The sequence below is a fragment of the Arthrobacter rhizosphaerae genome, assembly GCF_023062595.1.
In the GTDB taxonomy this organism is placed as follows: domain Bacteria; phylum Actinomycetota; class Actinomycetes; order Actinomycetales; family Micrococcaceae; genus Arthrobacter; species Arthrobacter rhizosphaerae.
On the sequence record NZ_JALLAN010000001.1, the window covers coordinates 146,514 to 163,425 of the forward strand.

The 16,912-nt window shown below is 62.4% G+C and carries 14 protein-coding genes; 6 read left to right on the forward strand and 8 right to left on the reverse strand.

The window, feature by feature from the left end; genetic code table 11:
- Positions 1-78 precede the first annotated feature (78 nt).
- From MU551_RS00700 to MU551_RS00710, 3 genes are read right to left on the reverse strand one after another with little or no spacing between them, the layout of a single operon-like run.
- Complete coding sequence (locus MU551_RS00700; RefSeq protein ID WP_247040218.1) at positions 79-375, reverse strand: hypothetical protein; 297 nt, start codon at positions 373-375, stop codon at positions 79-81.
- A 46-nt stretch (positions 376-421) separates the two neighbouring features.
- A complete protein-coding gene (locus MU551_RS00705) occupies positions 422-739 on the reverse strand; it encodes a hypothetical protein (RefSeq protein WP_247040219.1) in 318 nt (105 codons plus the stop codon).
- Positions 736-1,650 (reverse strand): DUF6994 family protein, encoded by a 915-nt coding sequence (locus MU551_RS00710; protein WP_247040220.1) that lies wholly within the window; start codon positions 1,648-1,650, stop codon positions 736-738. Before MU551_RS00710 ends, MU551_RS00705 begins: the two co-directional genes overlap by 4 nt.
- 240 nt (positions 1,651-1,890) lie before the next feature.
- On the opposite strand from MU551_RS00710, the gene MU551_RS00715 reads away from it, so the two are divergent.
- From MU551_RS00715 to MU551_RS00740, 6 genes are all read left to right on the forward strand, one after another.
- On the forward strand, positions 1,891-2,730 hold the full coding sequence (locus MU551_RS00715) for a helix-hairpin-helix domain-containing protein (RefSeq protein ID WP_247040221.1): 840 nt from the start codon (positions 1,891-1,893) through the stop codon (positions 2,728-2,730).
- 12 nt (positions 2,731-2,742) lie between these two features.
- Positions 2,743-3,813 carry a hypothetical protein gene (locus MU551_RS00720; RefSeq protein WP_247040222.1) on the forward strand — a complete coding sequence of 357 codons (1,071 nt, stop codon included), beginning with the start codon at positions 2,743-2,745 and terminating at the stop codon, positions 3,811-3,813.
- Between the two features lie 182 nt (positions 3,814-3,995).
- Positions 3,996-4,193 carry a hypothetical protein gene (locus MU551_RS00725; protein ID WP_247040223.1) on the forward strand — a complete coding sequence of 66 codons (198 nt, stop codon included), beginning with the start codon at positions 3,996-3,998 and terminating at the stop codon, positions 4,191-4,193.
- Positions 4,194-4,457: 264 nt separating this feature from the next.
- Positions 4,458-5,216: a hypothetical protein gene (locus tag MU551_RS00730; RefSeq protein WP_247040224.1), complete on the forward strand. Its 759-nt coding sequence runs from the start codon at positions 4,458-4,460 to the stop codon at positions 5,214-5,216.
- A 63-nt stretch (positions 5,217-5,279) separates the two neighbouring features.
- Complete coding sequence (locus MU551_RS00735) at positions 5,280-5,825, forward strand: hypothetical protein (protein WP_247040225.1); 546 nt, start codon at positions 5,280-5,282, stop codon at positions 5,823-5,825.
- Between the two features lie 118 nt (positions 5,826-5,943).
- Positions 5,944-6,408 carry a hypothetical protein gene (locus tag MU551_RS00740; RefSeq protein ID WP_247040226.1) on the forward strand — a complete coding sequence of 155 codons (465 nt, stop codon included), beginning with the start codon at positions 5,944-5,946 and terminating at the stop codon, positions 6,406-6,408.
- Between the two features lie 69 nt (positions 6,409-6,477).
- Here MU551_RS00740 and MU551_RS00745 read toward each other — a convergent pair whose 3' ends face one another.
- The 5 genes from MU551_RS00745 to MU551_RS00765 form a co-directional block, all read right to left on the reverse strand.
- On the reverse strand, positions 6,478-6,981 hold the full coding sequence (locus MU551_RS00745) for a hypothetical protein (RefSeq protein ID WP_247040227.1): 504 nt from the start codon (positions 6,979-6,981) through the stop codon (positions 6,478-6,480).
- Positions 6,982-7,070: 89 nt separating this feature from the next.
- Positions 7,071-10,904, reverse strand: a complete 3,834-nt coding sequence (locus tag MU551_RS00750) for a hypothetical protein (protein WP_247040228.1) — start codon at positions 10,902-10,904, stop codon at positions 7,071-7,073.
- Positions 10,901-13,135, reverse strand: coding sequence for a hypothetical protein (locus MU551_RS00755; protein WP_247040229.1), 2,235 nt, complete (start codon positions 13,133-13,135; stop codon positions 10,901-10,903). Before MU551_RS00755 ends, MU551_RS00750 begins: the two co-directional genes overlap by 4 nt.
- 43 nt (positions 13,136-13,178) lie before the next feature.
- Entirely contained in the window at positions 13,179-14,078 is a 900-nt protein-coding gene (locus tag MU551_RS00760; protein ID WP_247040230.1) for a hypothetical protein, read from the reverse strand.
- 262 nt (positions 14,079-14,340) lie between these two features.
- Positions 14,341-16,758 carry a DNA topoisomerase gene (locus MU551_RS00765; RefSeq protein WP_247040231.1) on the reverse strand — a complete coding sequence of 806 codons (2,418 nt, stop codon included), beginning with the start codon at positions 16,756-16,758 and terminating at the stop codon, positions 14,341-14,343.
- Positions 16,759-16,912 lie beyond the last annotated feature (154 nt).

The following is a 16,912-nucleotide window of genomic DNA, read 5'->3' on the forward strand; positions in this document are numbered from 1 at the left end:
ACGGGGCGAAATCAGCCGGCTACGACGTCGCACGGGCGCTGGCGTAAATTCAGCTCTCCCGGAGTGGGTCGGGATCAGTCAGTCGCCGTCGCGCGCTGACTTCTGCTGGTTGTCCAGAGATGGGAATTCTCTGAGTGTGGCTGCTATGTCTCTGACTGCGGCCGGGTCCTCTGTCCAGTGCCTGCCTGTCCGGGTGCACGCATTGAAGGTGGTCACCCTGGAGGCTTTGGCTGCTTCAGTAAGTTCGGCCCACGCGGCCTGGAGTTCTTTGTGGAGTTCCGGTGCCAACGGCTCGTCCGGGCCGGCCGACGGCGGAAGAGGATCCCCGTGTGCCGGTGCGACTGCTTTTCGCTGAAAGAGACTTCTGAGACCCATTCCTTTGTCCCTTCTGATGGTGAGAGCTGCCCTGGTTACAGCCTGTTCAGGTGCTCTGGTTGCGTCGGCCCTTCCAATCCCTAAGAAGCTGCTTTTCGTAGCGTTTGTAGTCGTCGTCCCAATGGCGGCGCATGTTGTGTCTGGCCAGGTCCAGAAACTTGGCTAGCGCAGTTCCCTCTTCTGCGTGCACTTTGTCGTAGAGGGCAGCAGCTCGTTCATCCGTCCCGTATACCCGCCATCCGGAGTTCACTTTCTGGATGCCAGCTTCGTATGCCTTTTGGTAACGATCCTCGAACCAGTTGAAGTGGTCAAGGTTCTCCGCGTCGAGGATCGCCCGAACGGCTTCTCTTTCAACCTCGCTCATCCATCTCCTTCACTAGAGCTATGGCCGCCGCTGACTTCGCGGGGACGCAGGCCCGTACATTCCATGACTTGTCGGGGTTGCCACCAAGGGTTATGAACTTCAATTTCGGGGTGGTGCTCCGCGACCCACTCGGCCATCCGACGCCCCCGTCCCGCGATGAACTGGAGTGTGGCCTCCCGGTACGTCACGTACTCATCTTTTGTGGCCGGTGTCCCGGGACGCTCGAAGTTGTTGAAGTCCAGGTAGAACCGAACGGCTTTGTTGTCGGGAGTCACGAGGTCTTGAAAGTGGAAGAAGTTTACGAACTCCTTGAATCCATCGAAGAGCGCGAAGAAGTCCTTGTAGGAGTTGATGACCGCAAAGAAGTCCCTGTAGGCGTCTTTGAGGGCGCCAGCGGGGGGATCCTCCGGCTCTGTGCTGTAGTGACGCCGGATGCACTCAAGGGTGAGGTCCATGCGATCGCCGATCAGCCGACCCGAGGGATCGAATCCCCTGGCCTGGTTAATCGTGGTTTGGCCCTTCCTGACGGGCCAAATCATTGCACTGCCGATGGTGTACGGAGGGTTCAGGTAGCGGGATTTCTGACACTGGCTCAGGTCGGCCATGGCGTTGGCCAGAGGCGCTGGACGTGACCTTCCGGTATAGGAGCTGGTGATGGCGTCGCTGCCGTAGCAATACCTATCTGTATTGGCGTCCGTGAAAATGAGGTACTCGCGCTGTCTGGTTGTCACCTTCGGGGCGAAAACATCTCCGGACGGCAGCTCTTTGCTCCACAGCAGCTCGTGGTCCCACCGGAGCAACGGACTGCCACCATCCGGGTCGGGTCTGGTCCTTGGTGTGTCCGTCTTGTAGTCGAACGAGGTGTCGAAGACGCGTGGCAGATGCTTCTGCGGGTATTTCGGATCCCTCAAGATTCCCCCAAAGGCCAGAGTGATGAGACGCGTTCATCGTACGGGAGACAGGATTTCACCGCACTGGTTTGCAAGGCTTTTTAGACTTGCGCTGACGTGTTCTCCCGAATCGGTATTCATGACGCTTACCGGTGGACGCGGCAATCGTTTCATTTACGTGGAAAGACACATGCCCAGAGCTTTCCACATAAGGGTGACTCCCGCTGTCCTGGTCCACGGCACTCTCGTAGCGTGGTTTCCATGTCACGTCGGAATCCGGGAGCCGCCCCCAGCGCGGACCGAGCCCGGCGCGTGCTCGCAGGGAACCACACGGAAGCCAGCGGGCTCCTGGACGGGGCTGCCTTTAAGGACGGGCCTGACTTTATGGAGACGAACGGTTTTGTCGATGGGGCAGGCTCCCGGCATCCCGCGCGCACACGCTGGCGAACCGGTAAGCGTGCCGGCGTGCTGATTGCGTCCACCGCAATGATCCTGGCCGGGTGGTTCTGGTGGTCGGCTGCCGCAAACAGCCCCCAGGCAGTTCCACTCAGCGCAGTTTCAAGTGCCGCCGGAGGAAGCCAAAGCCCTCCTGCGGCTACAGATTCGGGAACCTTGGCGACCGATACCAGTACGGCGGAGGGACCTGAGGTCGGAGGAAAGATCGTCATCCACGTTGCGGGAGCCGTCCAGAAGCCCGGCGTTGTCGAATTGCCGGCCGGCAGCCGGATTCACGAAGCGGTAGCGGGCGCGGGCGGAAGCTTGCCCGGCGCCGACTTGAACAGGCTTAACCTCGCGGCGGTCCTGACGGACGGGCAGAAGGTTCACGTTCCTTTGGTGGGGGAACAACTTTCGGTTGAACCAGCGAAGGACGCGGATCGAGACGCCGCTGGTTCAGGGGCGGCACCAACGGACAGGATCAATCTCAACACGGCATCCGTGGACGAACTGGGCACCCTGCCCCGGGTGGGCCCCGTGCTCGCCCAGCGCATCGTTGACTGGCGAAAGGAGCACGGCGACTTCAAGACCGTGGAGGAACTCGATGCAGTGGATGGGGTGGGACCGAAAATGCTGGAAGCCCTCCTGCCTCACGTCACGGTCTGACGGGAATCACGCATGACGCGGGTTAGCCCCTGGAAACGGTACGTGGATGCCGCCGTTCATCCTGGACATCAATCGGATCCCCCTGCCCAGGACGTTGCCGAGGCCGGCAATACGCCACGGAGTCTCACCGTGCCACGCTCACGAGCGGCGACCCCCTCCGTACGGACAGCGTGGCAGAAGATCATCCAGGAGAAGCTGAGGGCGGCCGGTGCTTCCCACTCCGGCGCGCAAGAAAGCGCACAACCCCGCAGACGCGCTGACCTTCGCCTCGTGCCTGCCGCGGTCATTGCCTGGCTAACAGCCGTTGCCGGCCTCTGGCTTGGGCCCGCCGGACTGGTGGTCCTCAGTGCAGCACTGATCGCTGCAGGCGGTGCTCTGTTGGCTTGGATGCGGCCTACGGATTTCCAGGCAAGGAAGCGGGGTGGTGGTGCCCGGGAGAGGCTTCGCCGCGGAAGGCAGACTTCCGGACGCAGCCTTCGTATAACCTTCGCCGTCTCCTTTTTGTTGGCGGCTGCTGTAGCAGGTCACTCAGCAGGAGCCGCAACCCAGAGACATGACGGAGCGATGGCAGATGCTGTCTCGACGAAAGCAGCCGTCATAGCCGAACTCACTGTGGAGGCTTCCCCCAGGAAATTAGCGGGTCCGGGCAACTCCGGAGCCGGTGACAGATGGGCCACCAAAGTCACGGCGCACTCCTTGACCGTCAGGGGCAATGTCATACATGCCCGCACACAGTTGCTGGTCATGGGCGGCGACGAATGGCAAGATGTGCGGGCAGGCCAGCGACTCCGCACCACAGGCAAACTGCGATCCCCCGAAGGCGGCCAAGCGGAAGCGGCGATATTGTCAAGCACCTCGGCCCCCATTGTCCTGGCTCCGGCCGGTCCCTGGAATAATGGCCCGGCCGGACTCCGTGACTTGTTCCGGGAAAGCAGCTCGTCCTTGCCGGGAGACTCCCGCGGCCTGCTGCCTGGCATGGTGACGGGTGACACGGGCAACCTCGATGAGGAACTGAATGCTGCCATGAAAACAGTAGGAATGACCCACCTGACAGCTGTCAGCGGGGCAAACTATGACAATTGATATGGGTCAAATCTCTAATGTTGCGAGGTGGGTAGAGGTGGCAATATGCCGATAATCTCGTTCACAACTCCGCCTCTCCTTGCTCGTCCAGAGAAGCTGGGACGCCTGGATCAGAGATCATGTCCGGATGCTCAGATCTTACGTCCCGGGCCCCATCGCGGCGACCTGCGAGAATTGGATCCATGCCCGACGCGACCTTGACCACCGTCCACCATCTCTACTCCAGACCTGACGACCTCCTTCCCGTCTGTGGCGCAGTGCCCGGCCCCGACGGCCCGGAATGGCATACAGGCCATCAGGCTGACGCTCTGCTGGCTTTCTCCGCCAGGGGTTCTGCTTGTTGTTCGCTCTGCCTCGAAAAGGCCGAGACAAAGCTCTGAGCGGCGTTTCATAGGTGGTACATCTGGTACGTTCTGCCATACTGGTAGAGAAAACAGGTATACGAGTGGAAAAGCCGGCTCAGCCCAGCTGAGCAGAGAATCCGTCCAGGTGGGCGCGTGGGGACCAGCTTCGGCTCCCGGGCGTGGCTTGGGATCCGGAACTCGGGGATGCTGTGCTGAACTGTGGAGCCGAGACGCTGGACCCTTCGAGTAAAACACCACCTGGGCACACTGGGTAGAACGAGACGCAAGGGGGGAGCGGCTATGAGCGAGAACCAGTCACAAGCGCCTGAGCCGCAGTCGCGAGAGCAACACGCAGGCCAGACAATGAGCGCCGAGCAGTGGGCCGCCGCGTTCCAGCAGGAACACCATCGTGAACCGACCATGGCTGAGTACCAGGAAGCGCTTCGCCTCGGACACGTCGCGTCCGAGCGCCGACCCCGTGATCCGTCAATACAGCAGATGGCCGACGGTGCCCGTCAGGTCGCCGCAGGTGCCAGGAATCTCTACGAAGCAAAGGTCGCACCCGCGGCGCAGAGTGCCGCGCACTCCGCCAAGGCGGCGTTCGACGAGCAGCGCCAGGACCCGAAGAGCAGCCTGCAGCTTTGGATCACCCGGGTACCCCTGATCCTGCCGGCCGCCGCGTTCCTGTCCATCATCTCGCTGTTCCTGCCGATCGCATCGATACGCCGTGTTTCCGTGAACTTCTTCAGCAGGCAGCTTGAGCAAAGCGACGGAGGCATCATCCTGTTCCTCATGCTCGTCGTCATCGGCTCGTCCATCGCAACCCTTGTCATGAAGGCAAAGTGGGCCCGCATCACCACCGGCGCATCCGGAGTCGCCGCCGGACTGGTCGGGATGATCAATGGCTTCGGCAACATGGCCTCCATCAGCAGCTTGTCCGGGGCATCGATCGGCATCGGCCTGGTCATCCTGGCTCTTCTGTCGGTCGTGGTCGCCGCCTGCGGCGTCCTGGTACTCATGTCACTGCGCCGCGCACCGAATACCGCCCAGAACGAGTAGCGGCTGAAAAACCGCCTCCACACCCTCATCCACCGAACGACACACCACGAAAAGGACAAGATCATGCACATCACCAGGACCGCACCGGCAACGCGGACGAAGCTGGCCGCGACCGCTGCGGCCCTGGCCGCTCTAACGCTCGTGCTCACTGGTTGCGGCGGCGCAGCCGATGGCAGCAACAACACCAGCGACGCCAGCGGTGCATGGATCGCCACCAAGGGCCCGAATGGCGGCGGTGACGTCCTCTTTGTGGATGGCAGCTCGATCGTTTACGCAACCCCGACGACCGACAAGGGCAGCACATGCAACAGCACCACCGCGCTGCTCGAGGCTGCCCGGGCCGGCTCGATCGACCTCAATCACCGCAGCGACAATGACGCATACCGAGTCGTCTCGACCGGCACGATCGACAACGGCCGGACGTCGGTGACATGGGATGACAACAACGGCTCCAATCGGACCGGTGAGGACGTCGGACCCGGATCGATCTCCATCCGAACCGAGTCGATAGCACTGGACTACATCTTCAGTTCCGGCGTCGACGACCCGCAGTTCGTACCTGTCGACGGCGACGAGGGCAAGGCTGTAGCAGCCAAGGCCTGCAGCTGAGGCCAAACCTCAGAGCCACGATCAGTTCAGCCGACCAGGAACCCCGTGGACATATCGTCCACGGGGTTCTCTTTTTTTCACCCGCTTCGCCCGGAACCGCTGCCACAGGAGAACCAGCATGACCCTCATAGCAAAGACCAGGTACTACCAGGGTCGAGTCGCCTACCCCAGCTCTGAACAGCTGAGGGCCGCGCGTGCCACGTGGGACTTCGATGACGTCCGCCGACCGACGGAGGACATCGATTGCACGCACATCCAGCGGATCGAGATCTCGGGACGCGACGACCGGGAAGCCCGCCGGATCGAGAAGGAAACGCTGGAGCGGTTCTTCGACTACATCGGGCACAGGTCCGGTTTCAGGGTGCTGACCCATGAGACGACGACGGGCTCGCATCCCGGCGCGGTGACCGCGGTCCACGAGATCGTTTACGTCATCGAGTCGCGTCCGACCAAAGGCTACGTGAAGCTCACACTCAAGTCGGAACTCCTGCCTGAGCGCCCTGCCGGGCTCGTGTCTGGAGTGTTCAGCGACGAGAGTCTTGACCAGATGGCCCGTCTGTTCGAGCGGCCCAAAAAAGATTGAATCCTGCGCAGAACAGTCAGAAAGACCCCGTGGACATCGCGTCCACGGGGTCTTCTGTTTCCTCCGGCTCTACCGCCGCGCCTTCAAGTGCTGCGCACGGTACTCCTCGACCGTCTCGGGCGGGCGGCCGTTCTTCGGCAGGTTCGCCTCGATGAAGTCCAGCTCCTCCCAGGCCTCCCGGTGCCGGATGCGCGACCTGGCGATAACTGCCAGCGCCGTGACCGACACCACAACGTCGACCAGGAACCACAGGATCCCCACCATGAACAGAGCCAGGAGGTGCCCCTGCGCCAACGCGCTGTCCTGCGTCGCCAGGGCAACCATGCTCCCGAGACCCGCCAGGCTCACCAGCAGCCCTGCGGTCCAGCCTTCAACCGGGACAAGGCCGTCCGCGATCTGGCGGGGCGTATCCCGCCCACGTACGAGGTGGAGCGCTTCACGAATAAAAAGCCAGCCCGCAACGGCAGCCAGACAGTTCAACCCCAGTTCCCGCAAGCCAGCCAGCCACCAAACTCCTGACCGCCACCAACCCCGCGGGAACTCGTCGCGCACCTTCGATCTCAGACTCGTCATGCTCTCTTCCTTCGCCTGTCCTGGACGGTGAGAGAGGCGCACCCGGCGATAACCGGATGCGCCTCTCTCACGGCTTCGGCAACTACCGATCAGTCCTTCGACTCATCGGACTTACGCTGCGCGACCGGACCGTCCGTGCGCTTCGGAGCCCGGTTCGCCGCACGACGCGGCTTCGCCGGACTCTGCTGCTGCGGCTGAGCCTCCACCTGGGTGGGCGTCCGAGGGGCCCTGACGTTGCGAGCCTGACGGCTGTTCACGGTCGGGATCTTCCTCGGATTGCCAGCTGGGGCCGAAACCGGGGCGGACGGCTGCGGGGCTGCGCCCGAAGCCACCGACCGATCAGCCTGTTCCCGACGCTGGCCCTGCTGTGGACGAGGAGCCGTCGTCGAGGCGACCTTCCGTCCTCCGTCCTGGCGTGGAGCCGGAGCCGGAGCCGGAGCCGGAGCCTGCGGCTGCGGACGCTTTGCGTCCGGCTGCTGCACGTCCGAACGGCCGGCCGCACGACGCCCGCCCATTGATTGGATCGGCTGTGCCACCTGGTTCGCCTGCCCCTGGACCGTCGAACCCTGCACAGGGGAGACAGAGCGAGTACCGGGGGCTGCCTGCGGAGCCTTGGTCGACGCAGTGCCTGCCGCACCCGGAGTGCCCGGAGCGGCCTGATTCGCCGGCGTGCCCGCACGGCCCGGGTTCAGTTGGGCCGGACCGCTGGTGCCAGCGGAGAAGCGCGCACCCTTGGAACCGGGCTGAGCCGGGTTCGAGGAAGCCGAAGCCCCGCCCTGCGGACCGGAGCCGAACTGGGTCGGTCCCGTCTGGTCGGCCCCGTTGGTGCTGCGGCCGCCACTGGTACGCACAGCGCTCTCGGATCCAGCCTGGATTCCACCGTTCCGGCCGTTGCCCTCGCCGGTGCTCTGACCCGACTGCTTCGTGCCCGGAGCACCCTGAACAACGCCGCCGCCAAGTCCAAAGCTGGTCTGACCACCAGTGACCTCGCCGCCGCGGGAAGAGGCGCGCTGAGCGCCCTGTCCACCGGTACCGGCCTGGCCGTTGCCGCCCTGGCCCTGACCCGCGCCGGGACGACCGGACTGACCTTCGGCGGTTCCACGCGAGCCCTGCTGGCTGCCGGTGCTGTAACCGAGGTTCGACAGCCCACCCTTGCCACTGAGGCTCTGCGCGGTCTCCTTATCGGAGCGTGAACTGCCGGGCTTACCGCTCGTCAGCTGCAGAGGACCGCCCTTGTCGCCACCGTCAGGGCCCTTCGAGCCCGCAGGGCCTTCGGAACCGCTACCGGAAGGCAATGCGCGGACGTCGCCGCCACCACCTGAGGGCAGAGGCCGCGGACCATCATCCCCGCCGCCGCTCGACGGGCTTTCCGGATCACTACCGCCGGCAAGCGCGAGTCCGCCCTTGCCAGCAGGCAGTGCCTGCTGGTCGCTGTTCAGGCCGCCGGCGTTCGTCGACGCAGTCTTGCCGCCGCCCGGGTTGCCGCCGGACATCGGGGACTTCGAGCCGCCAAGCTTACTACCGACTCCCGAGGCAAGCTTGTTGCCCATGGCCATGCCCGCACCAGCTCCGGCCCCGGCCGCCAGCAACGGGAGCAGGCCGCTCTTGTCCGGCTTCGGCGCGGTGCTCGTCTCCAGGAACTTGTCCACGAGCTTGGTGAACACTTCGTCCATCGCTTGCAGCACGACCTTGCGCACCCGCAGGAGGGCAATCGTGACACCCATGACCAGAAGTGAGGAGATCAGAGTGAGGACCACCACGATGATTCCGCCGAGCATGCCACTGCCCCAGATGCCATCCTTTGCCATCAGCGCCGACACGGGTCCGGCGATGATGTCAGGGATCGAGATCAGCAGCTCCGAGACGAACTGGTAGATGAACAGCGTTACGAGTACCTCGAGAACCAGCGCGATCGAATAGACGATCACCTTGCTGATGGCCGCCAGCGCACCGATCGTGGCGAACGGAATCGCCGCCACAAGGCTGAAGGTGCGCTTGATCGCACCGGCCAGCATGCCGATGGCGTACCAGAAGCCAAGCAGGACGAGTGAGCCGAGAACGGTTGCCGCGTTGCTCCAGTACATGAACTTCGCCGGTCCGGTGCCCACCTGGCTGACGGCCATGTGGTCCTCGCGGGTCAGTCCGCTGGTGACGTTGTTGGAACTGAACAGGGTCATGGACGAAGCGTCGAAGCCTGTGTTCAGGTAGTTGTAGGCGGACATCGCCGACATGTTGCACGAAACCGGGGCGTCATTCTCCCAGACCCTGAGCCCGCAACCGTGCTTCGTGCCCAGCGAGGTAAAGACCTTCGAGTCCCCGCCGGGGTTTGACGAGGTCAAGCCGGGGCCGTTCACGGCCAGCATCGGGTGATTGGTCGGGATGTAGTCACCCTCGTCACCGAACCGCTCGCTGTCGCCATAACTCGCCTTGTCGATGAACCATTCCTTCTTGACATCCGAGTCCACACCCAGGGCCATGATCGAGCTCTTGATCGACGACTCGAAATCCGAGGCCGAGGCCTTTTCGCCGACAATGTAGCGGCCGAGCATCCCGTACGTTGCACCGATTGCTGCCGCATCCTGGTCGACGTTGCACTGAGCCGATTCCTTACCGTCCGAACCGATCGTGCAGCCGTCGGGGCGGCCGTAGGACGCGCTGCCATCACGCCATGCCGAGCCGGCGTCTCCGGGCTTCGTCCCGACATTGATGCTGGAGAACAGGGAGCCATGCGCCTGACGGTTGATGGCCAGGGCGCTCGTGCGCACTCCCATCATCGCGTCGTTGCTCGCCTGGTCGCCGTTCCAGGCAACCACAGCGCCTTCAGGTACAGCCAGGCGATCATTCATCATCCAAGCGTCGAAATCGACGTAGGTCGAGAGAACCACCCTGGTCGGCCCGGCCTGCGAGCCCCATACCGAGTCGTCGAACTTGTCGAGGACGCCGGTGTACATGGAGCCCAGCAGCGGCAGACCTACGCCAATAAAGACAACGCGGATGACCAGCTTCTTGATCGCGGAACCGCGATCCATCTTCTTGAACAGAACCAGGCCGATGAGCAGGAAGGCGATGAACAGCGGGACCAGCGCTTCCCAGGCGATGGACTGAAGCAAGCTGTACCAACCTGCGATCCAATGCTGCAGACCCGCCAGTGCGCCTCCTCCGGAGTCGCCCCCGGTCATCCCTTCCGCCAGTTCCTGCTGGTGCGAACTGGAGGTGCTCCCGCCCGAATCCGCCGTGACCTTGACCGCCTGGTAGAACCACATGAACGGGTTCACAACCTTCAGCAGCTGGATGACGAGCCAGAAGCACGTACTCACAAGCAGTGCCAGGGAGTAGAGGATCAGCATGATTCCGCCACCGATCAGCGACAGGATCTGACCGCCGACGCCCGTGGACATGGTGTCCAGTCCGAGGTCGGCGTTCGCCGCGCCGAAGTGGGCGTAGTCGAGCATGCCGGAGTAGACATTCGCGCCGTTGCCGCCGGACACCCTCAACGAGTCATACTTGATCGTCTGCGTGGAACCCGTCGCCTCTGCGTAGAGCCATCCGACGACGTTGAAGAGGTTGAACTCGGGGTCGGCGTAGCCAAGCATGTCGCCACCGGTGGCCGGGTTGCCCGTGATCTCCCTCCATGTCTCGGTCATCCGCTCATCGGGCGCATTGTCGTTGTCCGGAGAGTTCTCCTTGTTAAAGTAGTTTGCGGCGTTGGATGAGAGGTTATACAGCGAGTAGTTGTCGCGCTCCTCTTCTGCGTGTGCCGTTGGCGCGAATACCGTCATCAACAGTGGCAGAACCAGCGCCACAAGCAGCGCCAGGGCAAGGACGCGCGCCAGCGGCCCCCGGGCATCTGCTCCACCCCGGATCCGCGCCACAAGCGTGGTGATCCCGTTCATCTTTTCCTCTCTGTCCGTGATGGCGCTCATGGCTTGCGCAACTTCTGCGGAGCCTCGCCGGTCTTCTTCAGGCTCTTCTTTTTCGCTGCTTCCCGAATTGAACTCTTGGATCCGCCCTCCTCGGGCTCGACGTTCTGGCGGGCGCTGGTGAGCTTCGCTCCCGGGGCCGGCTTCTCCTTCATCAGCTGGTCCATCCGGGCCGACTCCTCGGCTTTGGCCGCCTCGAGCCGCACCTGCCTGCGCTGGGCCTCGCGGTATGGATTGATCCCCAGCGCCAGATCGAGGTGGAAAACGACATTCGAGACGTCGCGGCGCAGGTATGTGAGGTTCTCGCCCTTGGTCGTGATGAGTTGGGCGAGATCCGGCGGGATCTGCTGGTGCAGCTGTTTTTGGTACTCCGCCACCGTGCGGTCGCGCATCGGGCCGAAGAGCGTGTAATCCGCAGCGTCAAACTTGTTGAAACCCGAATCCTCAAGCATCTTGTCGACGTCGTTGTAGCTGTAGACCACACGGCCGCCACGCTCGTGCATGTGATCAAACTGATCGCGCAGGTACTTCTTCACCCGGTCATCGATCTGCTCAGTGCCATGGATTACCAAGGTGTCCCCGAGACCCAATCTGCCGACCGCGAAACCGACGATGTTGACCAGCTGGGCCATGGCCACACCCTTGCCGCGACGCATCAGCCGGGAGAAGTCATAGACCACGCGCTTGGCATCCCGGATCCCGTCGACCGCCGAAGCAGTGTGGTTGTTGAACAGATCACCGTTCGTCGAGAGCATGTTCGATGCGATGCCCTTGAGCACGTTGTATGCACGCAGCTGGTCAGGGTCGGTCTTGCCCGAGTTCAGCAGTGCCTTGTGCGCGGTGTCGAGGTACGACACGAACATCTGCAGCCGCGGTACCTGCTGGTGCGGGATGTTCACCACGCGCAGGCGGCGTCGCTGCTCCTTGGCGTTGTGCCGCCACATGCCCTGCTCGACATAGAAATCCGTTGCGGTGTCTTCCAGCGCGGTGCGGATGATCGAGGCCACAGAGCCATCGGTCGATTCGTAGAGCTGCTCGAACATCAGCTTGAGCTTCTCCATCTGTGCGGCAAAAACGGTAAGTTCGTCGTCCTCTTCGCCGAACATCTCGAAAGGGTTCACATCGCCACGGTTCAGGTCCACGCGGGAGGTCAGCCGCTCGAACTTCGGCCCCAGCTTGTCCAGATTCGCCCCATCGAGGACCAGGTGAACCACCGCGCCGTTGCCGAGCATGCAGGCCTGCGAGAGCTTCGAGCACCACATATTCGAAACGCGCTGCCGGTCCAGATATCCACTGAGCGTCGCATCGGCTACGACCACGTGATGCTCATACCGGTTCACGTCCATGAGCACAGCCGAATTGTTGACGTCACCGACCATGTAACCGACGTACTCGCCGCCCTTGTCGTTGAGCCCGTTGGTCACCAGTGAGTAAGAACCTGCCAGCTCGGTGGAGGTGTAATGAAAGCCCTTGCCGCGCTTCTTTTCGTTGGTCTTGAACAGGCTGGAGAGCTCCTGGCGCTGTTCGCCGGCATACGGTTCAGCCTTGAGCGTGCCGAAGCGGTCGATGTAGAGCCGGGTGACCCTGTTGATCGAATCCTCCAGGATCTGCAGATCAGGAGCCTTGAGGAAAAGCCGGTTGTGTACCGAGAGGTAGCTCGCGCCGTCCTGGATCTCGCCGATGGTCACCTCGAGGTCCGAGGAAACCTTCGCGGCCTTTCGCTTCGAGGAAGTCGTGCCCGTCTCCGCCTGCTCGTTCGAGTCCAGCCGGTCCAGCTTCTCTGACTGCTTCGTGAATTGGTCGACCCACTTCTCGTCCATCCGGCGCACCTGCTCCAGGACCACCGCGGTGACGCGGTCGTCGAGACCGTCCGGGATCCTGTCAATGCCCCAGAACGCGGCGAAATTGTCGTGCGCCGCGTCATCATGGAAGTACGCGAGTACGCAGCCGACCGATCCATCGACCTCAAAGTAATCGGAGCGGAAGAGGTATTTCTCCCGCGGCTTGAGTGCCAGCAGGTGCGGATACGAGTCGAACCGCCCCTTCAGCTTCTTCATTTCCTGGCGGCGCTGCCACCAGTTCTTCTTCGGCTGGGCCTGCTCCTCGTCGACAGCTGGAACACCCTCGAGGACCGCCTCCAGTTCTTCGACGGACGGTGCGGGAGCCGTGTCCTCGTTCTTGTTCTTCTTTCCCGGGATACCCAACTGCGCCCGGGCCTTTGTCATCAGCGCCATGTCGTCCTTCGTCCTTGTCGTCGTTCGTCTCAGTCGGCCGGTCTCAGCTCAGCGATGCTTTGAGAGAGGGCAGTTCGTCATCAATTCCCTGGTAGAAGACCCGGAGCATGGGTTCGGTCTCCTCGCGGTCGAGGACCGTCGCCTCCTTGATCATCAGCGCCGACCCCTCGACCTCGGCCTGCAGCACCGTGTGGGCCCTGCGCAGAGCGTCCGCGCTCTTTCCCCTGAGCAGCAGGTACTGGTGTATCGAGGTGAACTTCCCGCCGACATGTTGAGTGAGAATGTCGTACTGCTCGTTCTGCAACTCGATCAGATCCGGGTCCCGGACCTGGAGCACATGGTTCCGCTCCTCAAGTGAGGCAACCTGGTGGTAGATCCGCTGCGGCTCCTTCGTGGTGATGAAGGACCATTCGCAGGTCGACTCGATCTTGCGCCAGAAGGCATCGACCCTGTCCAGGATTCCAATCCGGTCCTCGTCGAAGAGCAGGTAGGACGCCGAACCGACGACCAGGTAGACCTGGCCCTCACCCCCGTCGGAGTAGTGGATCCGGCCGTCCTCCTCGATTCCGTCGATGCCCACGATCGAGTAGAAGTCGCTCGGATCAGAGCTGCGACGGGTGTAAACCGTCCGTGCCCTGGAGGGCAGGTAGGCAAGCAGAGCGGGAATAGTCATCGCCCGCAGCTCCTTGGTCTTCGTCATGCCTCCGAAATAGCCGATCGCCAACAGGGCCCAAATGACGAAGAAGGTGATGAACATCGGCCCCGAGCTCGCCACAAACGTCTGCGTGGTGATCCACAGCACCGCCAACACACCGCCGCCGAAGAAGAGCAGCTGCTTGATGGGGGAGGGTTTCGCCGCCCAGCCGCCCTTGCTCAGCGTGATCTCGTGGTCAAGGAACGACCGGTTGAGGCTCGTCGGCACCTTGTACGACGTCTTGGCCATGAATCTCTCCCTGCTACCCGCGGATTTGTCCGCCCCTGTCCGAATGCCCTCATAGACGAGGGATACATGACTACTCTACCTTAGAGTGACCAGTCGAATCGATTACTACTGACACACGAATGGCACCGCCCAATAACCGGGGACTCGCGGTCCGGGGTTATTGGGCGGTGCCACTTTTCCGCTAGATTGCGCAGTATCAGACTATCCGAGCATCTATTGAATGATTACTCAATGACCAGTCGATTGGATCCTTCGCAGAGAATCAGCTGAACGATGGGACGAGCTTCCTCTTCCCGCCCTCGTCCTTCCATGCCAAGGTTGCGTCAAACTTCTTACCCTTACTCGAAGTGAAGCCCTTACCCTTGATCGTCTTACCCGCGGCCAGTGCTGCGAGCTGGTCATCAGTGAACGCCACACCACACCAGCTCTTCGGCGGTGTGTCCAGGGAGGCCTCGAAATCAGGGACGATCTTCTTACCGCCGCCCTTCTTCTCCTCCTTGAAGAAGACCTTGCACTGGAACCGGTTGCCCTTTTGCGAAACGAAGTCGCTGGACTCAACGCCCTCGCCGGCCATCAGCCGGTCGATCTCGTCCTGCGTGAAGGTGTACTGGCACCAGGACGCAGGCGGCAGGGCGTTGCCGTTCGCGTCGCGGCGGCCGAACCCCTGCTTCTGGAACCCGACGAACTTCCGCCCCTTGAACGTGCCCTCGCCGAGTACGCCGAAGACCTCGTAGCTGCTCCCTGTGCTGCTGGTGGCTGAGAACTCGATCGTCTCTCCGGACAGCAGCTTGACGACTTCATCATCGGAGAAACGGTGGCCGCCCCATTCGCGAGCAAAGACCACTGATTTGCCGGTTTTCGACCAGGTACCCTGTGCGCGCTCCTTCTGGACGACAGCCTCCTCCTTCAATCCGAGCTCGGAGCGCATCACGGCGACGTTCTTCTGCATCGTGGCGATGTCCTCGCGTACCCATCCGGCGACGACTGCGAGGCGTTCCTCAGCCGTCGCCGTCCCGGCGGCGATGTCCTTCATGTCCGCGTAGACCTTTTCGGTCAGTGCAAGGTCGCCGATCCGAGTGCCCGGGAGGAGTCGCCAGCTCATGTCCCCGGCCTCGGCGAGAGTGAGCTTGCGTCCCTTCTCGACCAACAGCGGGTACTTCGTCTTGGTGTTGGTGACCTCGGAGTAGGTGCTGGTGCGCGTTGCACCGGTGCCCACGTCACGCTTCTCCAGCTGCTTCATCAGCCACTTCATGCTCGGGTGCTCGGCACGCTTGTTTGCCCCCTCGAAGACGAACGGCTCCGCGTTGGTTCCCAGGCCTTTCGCCGACTCATTCTCATCACCCTCGGCCGAGTCGTCACCTGCGTCCGGATCGAAGACTGCCTTCCAACCCGCAGAGAGCGGGACGTTTGCGATGCCCGCGAAGTCCGGATACTCCTCGACGTGACCCTTCTGCTGCTCGTAGATATAGTCCTCGGCCACCATCGCCAGGTAGTTCTTGCCCAGGGTTTCGTAGATCAGACGGCCGGCTTTGCCGAAGCGCTGCTCGACGTCGTCCAGCGAGGAAGGCACCTTCGGGCCCGGCCGGTTCGCACCGTGCGCGCCTTGCGGCTTCACGTGCGTCTTCCGCGGCCCGCGGTGCGTAAGCAGCTTCATGTCCACGCCCACCACCCCGGCGATCCTGTCCACGAGAGGCGCGAGCTCATTGAATTGCTCGGGGGTGATCGTCTTATCCTCAGTGCGCGGGTAGCTCACGACCTGCGCCTCATACATCTTCTGGTACGTCGAAAGCACCAGCTGGGCCTTGATGCCCTTGCCGACCAGCAATGAGGACAGCGCCGCCAGGTCCAGCAGCTTCGGCGGAGCAGTCTGCTTTTTCGCCTTGCCGTCGAGCACCACGGGGGAGGGGCCGTACTGATTCGGCACCTGGTCCTTCTTGTCGAACCGCGGCTCCTCCTGGTTCGTGTACATCACGTCGTTCTCATCGCGAAAACGGTTCTGGAAGAACGGCTTCTTGACGTAGTCGTTGTACTCCTTCAGCTGGTCTCCGACCAGCTTGACCATCGCGCTCTTGAGTCGCCCCTGCCGCAACACGGTGTTCTGTCCCGATTGACGGGCCATGTTCGTGGCAATGCGCGTGAACTGCATGGAGAGCAAATCAAACTGGGAGCGGTAGCGCGCCTTCTTGTACTCATCGAAGTCCAACAGCGACGGGATCGTCTTGCGGGCTGCAAACGCCTTCTGCAGTGAAGCGGCGGCCTCGTCCGTGAAGTACATGCGCGACCAGGTCTTCGCTCTGAGGCCCAGCTCGAGGAAGGCGTTCACCGCAATCATGCCGCCCTCGCCCGTGGGATCGACGTCGGTGGCGATCACGATCTCGTCGCATTTGGCCAATGTGCGCTTGACGTCCTGTGCGACCGAGCCTGCATCCTTGATCACCTCGAGCTTCCAGTCGAGGTCGTCCGGATTCCACGGCAGATTACCCAGATCCCAAGGCCGGTACTTATCCGCCAGACCCGGGTCGCCGACCATCTTGTGTGGATCAACGAATTCGTACAGATGCCCCCGTGCATGGGCGATCACGAACTGCTCCCCGTTGTACGTGCCGCTCGTTCCGCCAAGGGCCGCAGCGAAGTGCCGCGCCGCGCTCGGCTTCTCCGTAAGGATTCCGACAACCATCATGACTCCTTCTCGTTGATTACTCGTAAATCAGTCATAAGTCTATCGAGTGACTTATCGAATGGCGAGTCAAAGACGAGTCGGATGAGCGTCTGTCAAAACGGAAGTCAGCGATGCCGGCACGTGTTGCGAACCGGGATTTGCTCCTGCTGTACGT

Bases quoted from the DNA above. Each gene is read 5' to 3' on its own strand.
- MU551_RS00755 (WP_247040229.1), bottom strand. From the start codon at position 13,135: ATGGCGCTGATGACAAAGGCCCGGGCGCAGTTGGGTATCCCGGGAAAG.
- MU551_RS00745 (WP_247040227.1), bottom strand. From the start codon at position 6,981: ATGACGAGTCTGAGATCGAAGGTGCGCGACGAGTTCCCGCGGGGTTGG.
- MU551_RS00735 (WP_247040225.1), top strand. From the start codon at position 5,280: ATGCACATCACCAGGACCGCACCGGCAACGCGGACGAAGCTGGCCGCG.
- MU551_RS00705 (WP_247040219.1), bottom strand. From the start codon at position 739: ATGAGCGAGGTTGAAAGAGAAGCCGTTCGGGCGATCCTCGACGCGGAG.
- MU551_RS00765 (WP_247040231.1), bottom strand. From the start codon at position 16,758: ATGATGGTTGTCGGAATCCTTACGGAGAAGCCGAGCGCGGCGCGGCAC.
- MU551_RS00730 (WP_247040224.1), top strand. From the start codon at position 4,458: ATGAGCGAGAACCAGTCACAAGCGCCTGAGCCGCAGTCGCGAGAGCAA.
- MU551_RS00700 (WP_247040218.1), bottom strand. From the start codon at position 375: ATGGGTCTCAGAAGTCTCTTTCAGCGAAAAGCAGTCGCACCGGCACAC.
- MU551_RS00720 (WP_247040222.1), top strand. From the start codon at position 2,743: ATGACGCGGGTTAGCCCCTGGAAACGGTACGTGGATGCCGCCGTTCAT.
- MU551_RS00740 (WP_247040226.1), top strand. From the start codon at position 5,944: ATGACCCTCATAGCAAAGACCAGGTACTACCAGGGTCGAGTCGCCTAC.
- MU551_RS00725 (WP_247040223.1), top strand. From the start codon at position 3,996: ATGCCCGACGCGACCTTGACCACCGTCCACCATCTCTACTCCAGACCT.
- MU551_RS00760 (WP_247040230.1), bottom strand. From the start codon at position 14,078: ATGGCCAAGACGTCGTACAAGGTGCCGACGAGCCTCAACCGGTCGTTC.
- MU551_RS00715 (WP_247040221.1), top strand. From the start codon at position 1,891: ATGTCACGTCGGAATCCGGGAGCCGCCCCCAGCGCGGACCGAGCCCGG.
- MU551_RS00750 (WP_247040228.1), bottom strand. From the start codon at position 10,904: ATGAGCGCCATCACGGACAGAGAGGAAAAGATGAACGGGATCACCACG.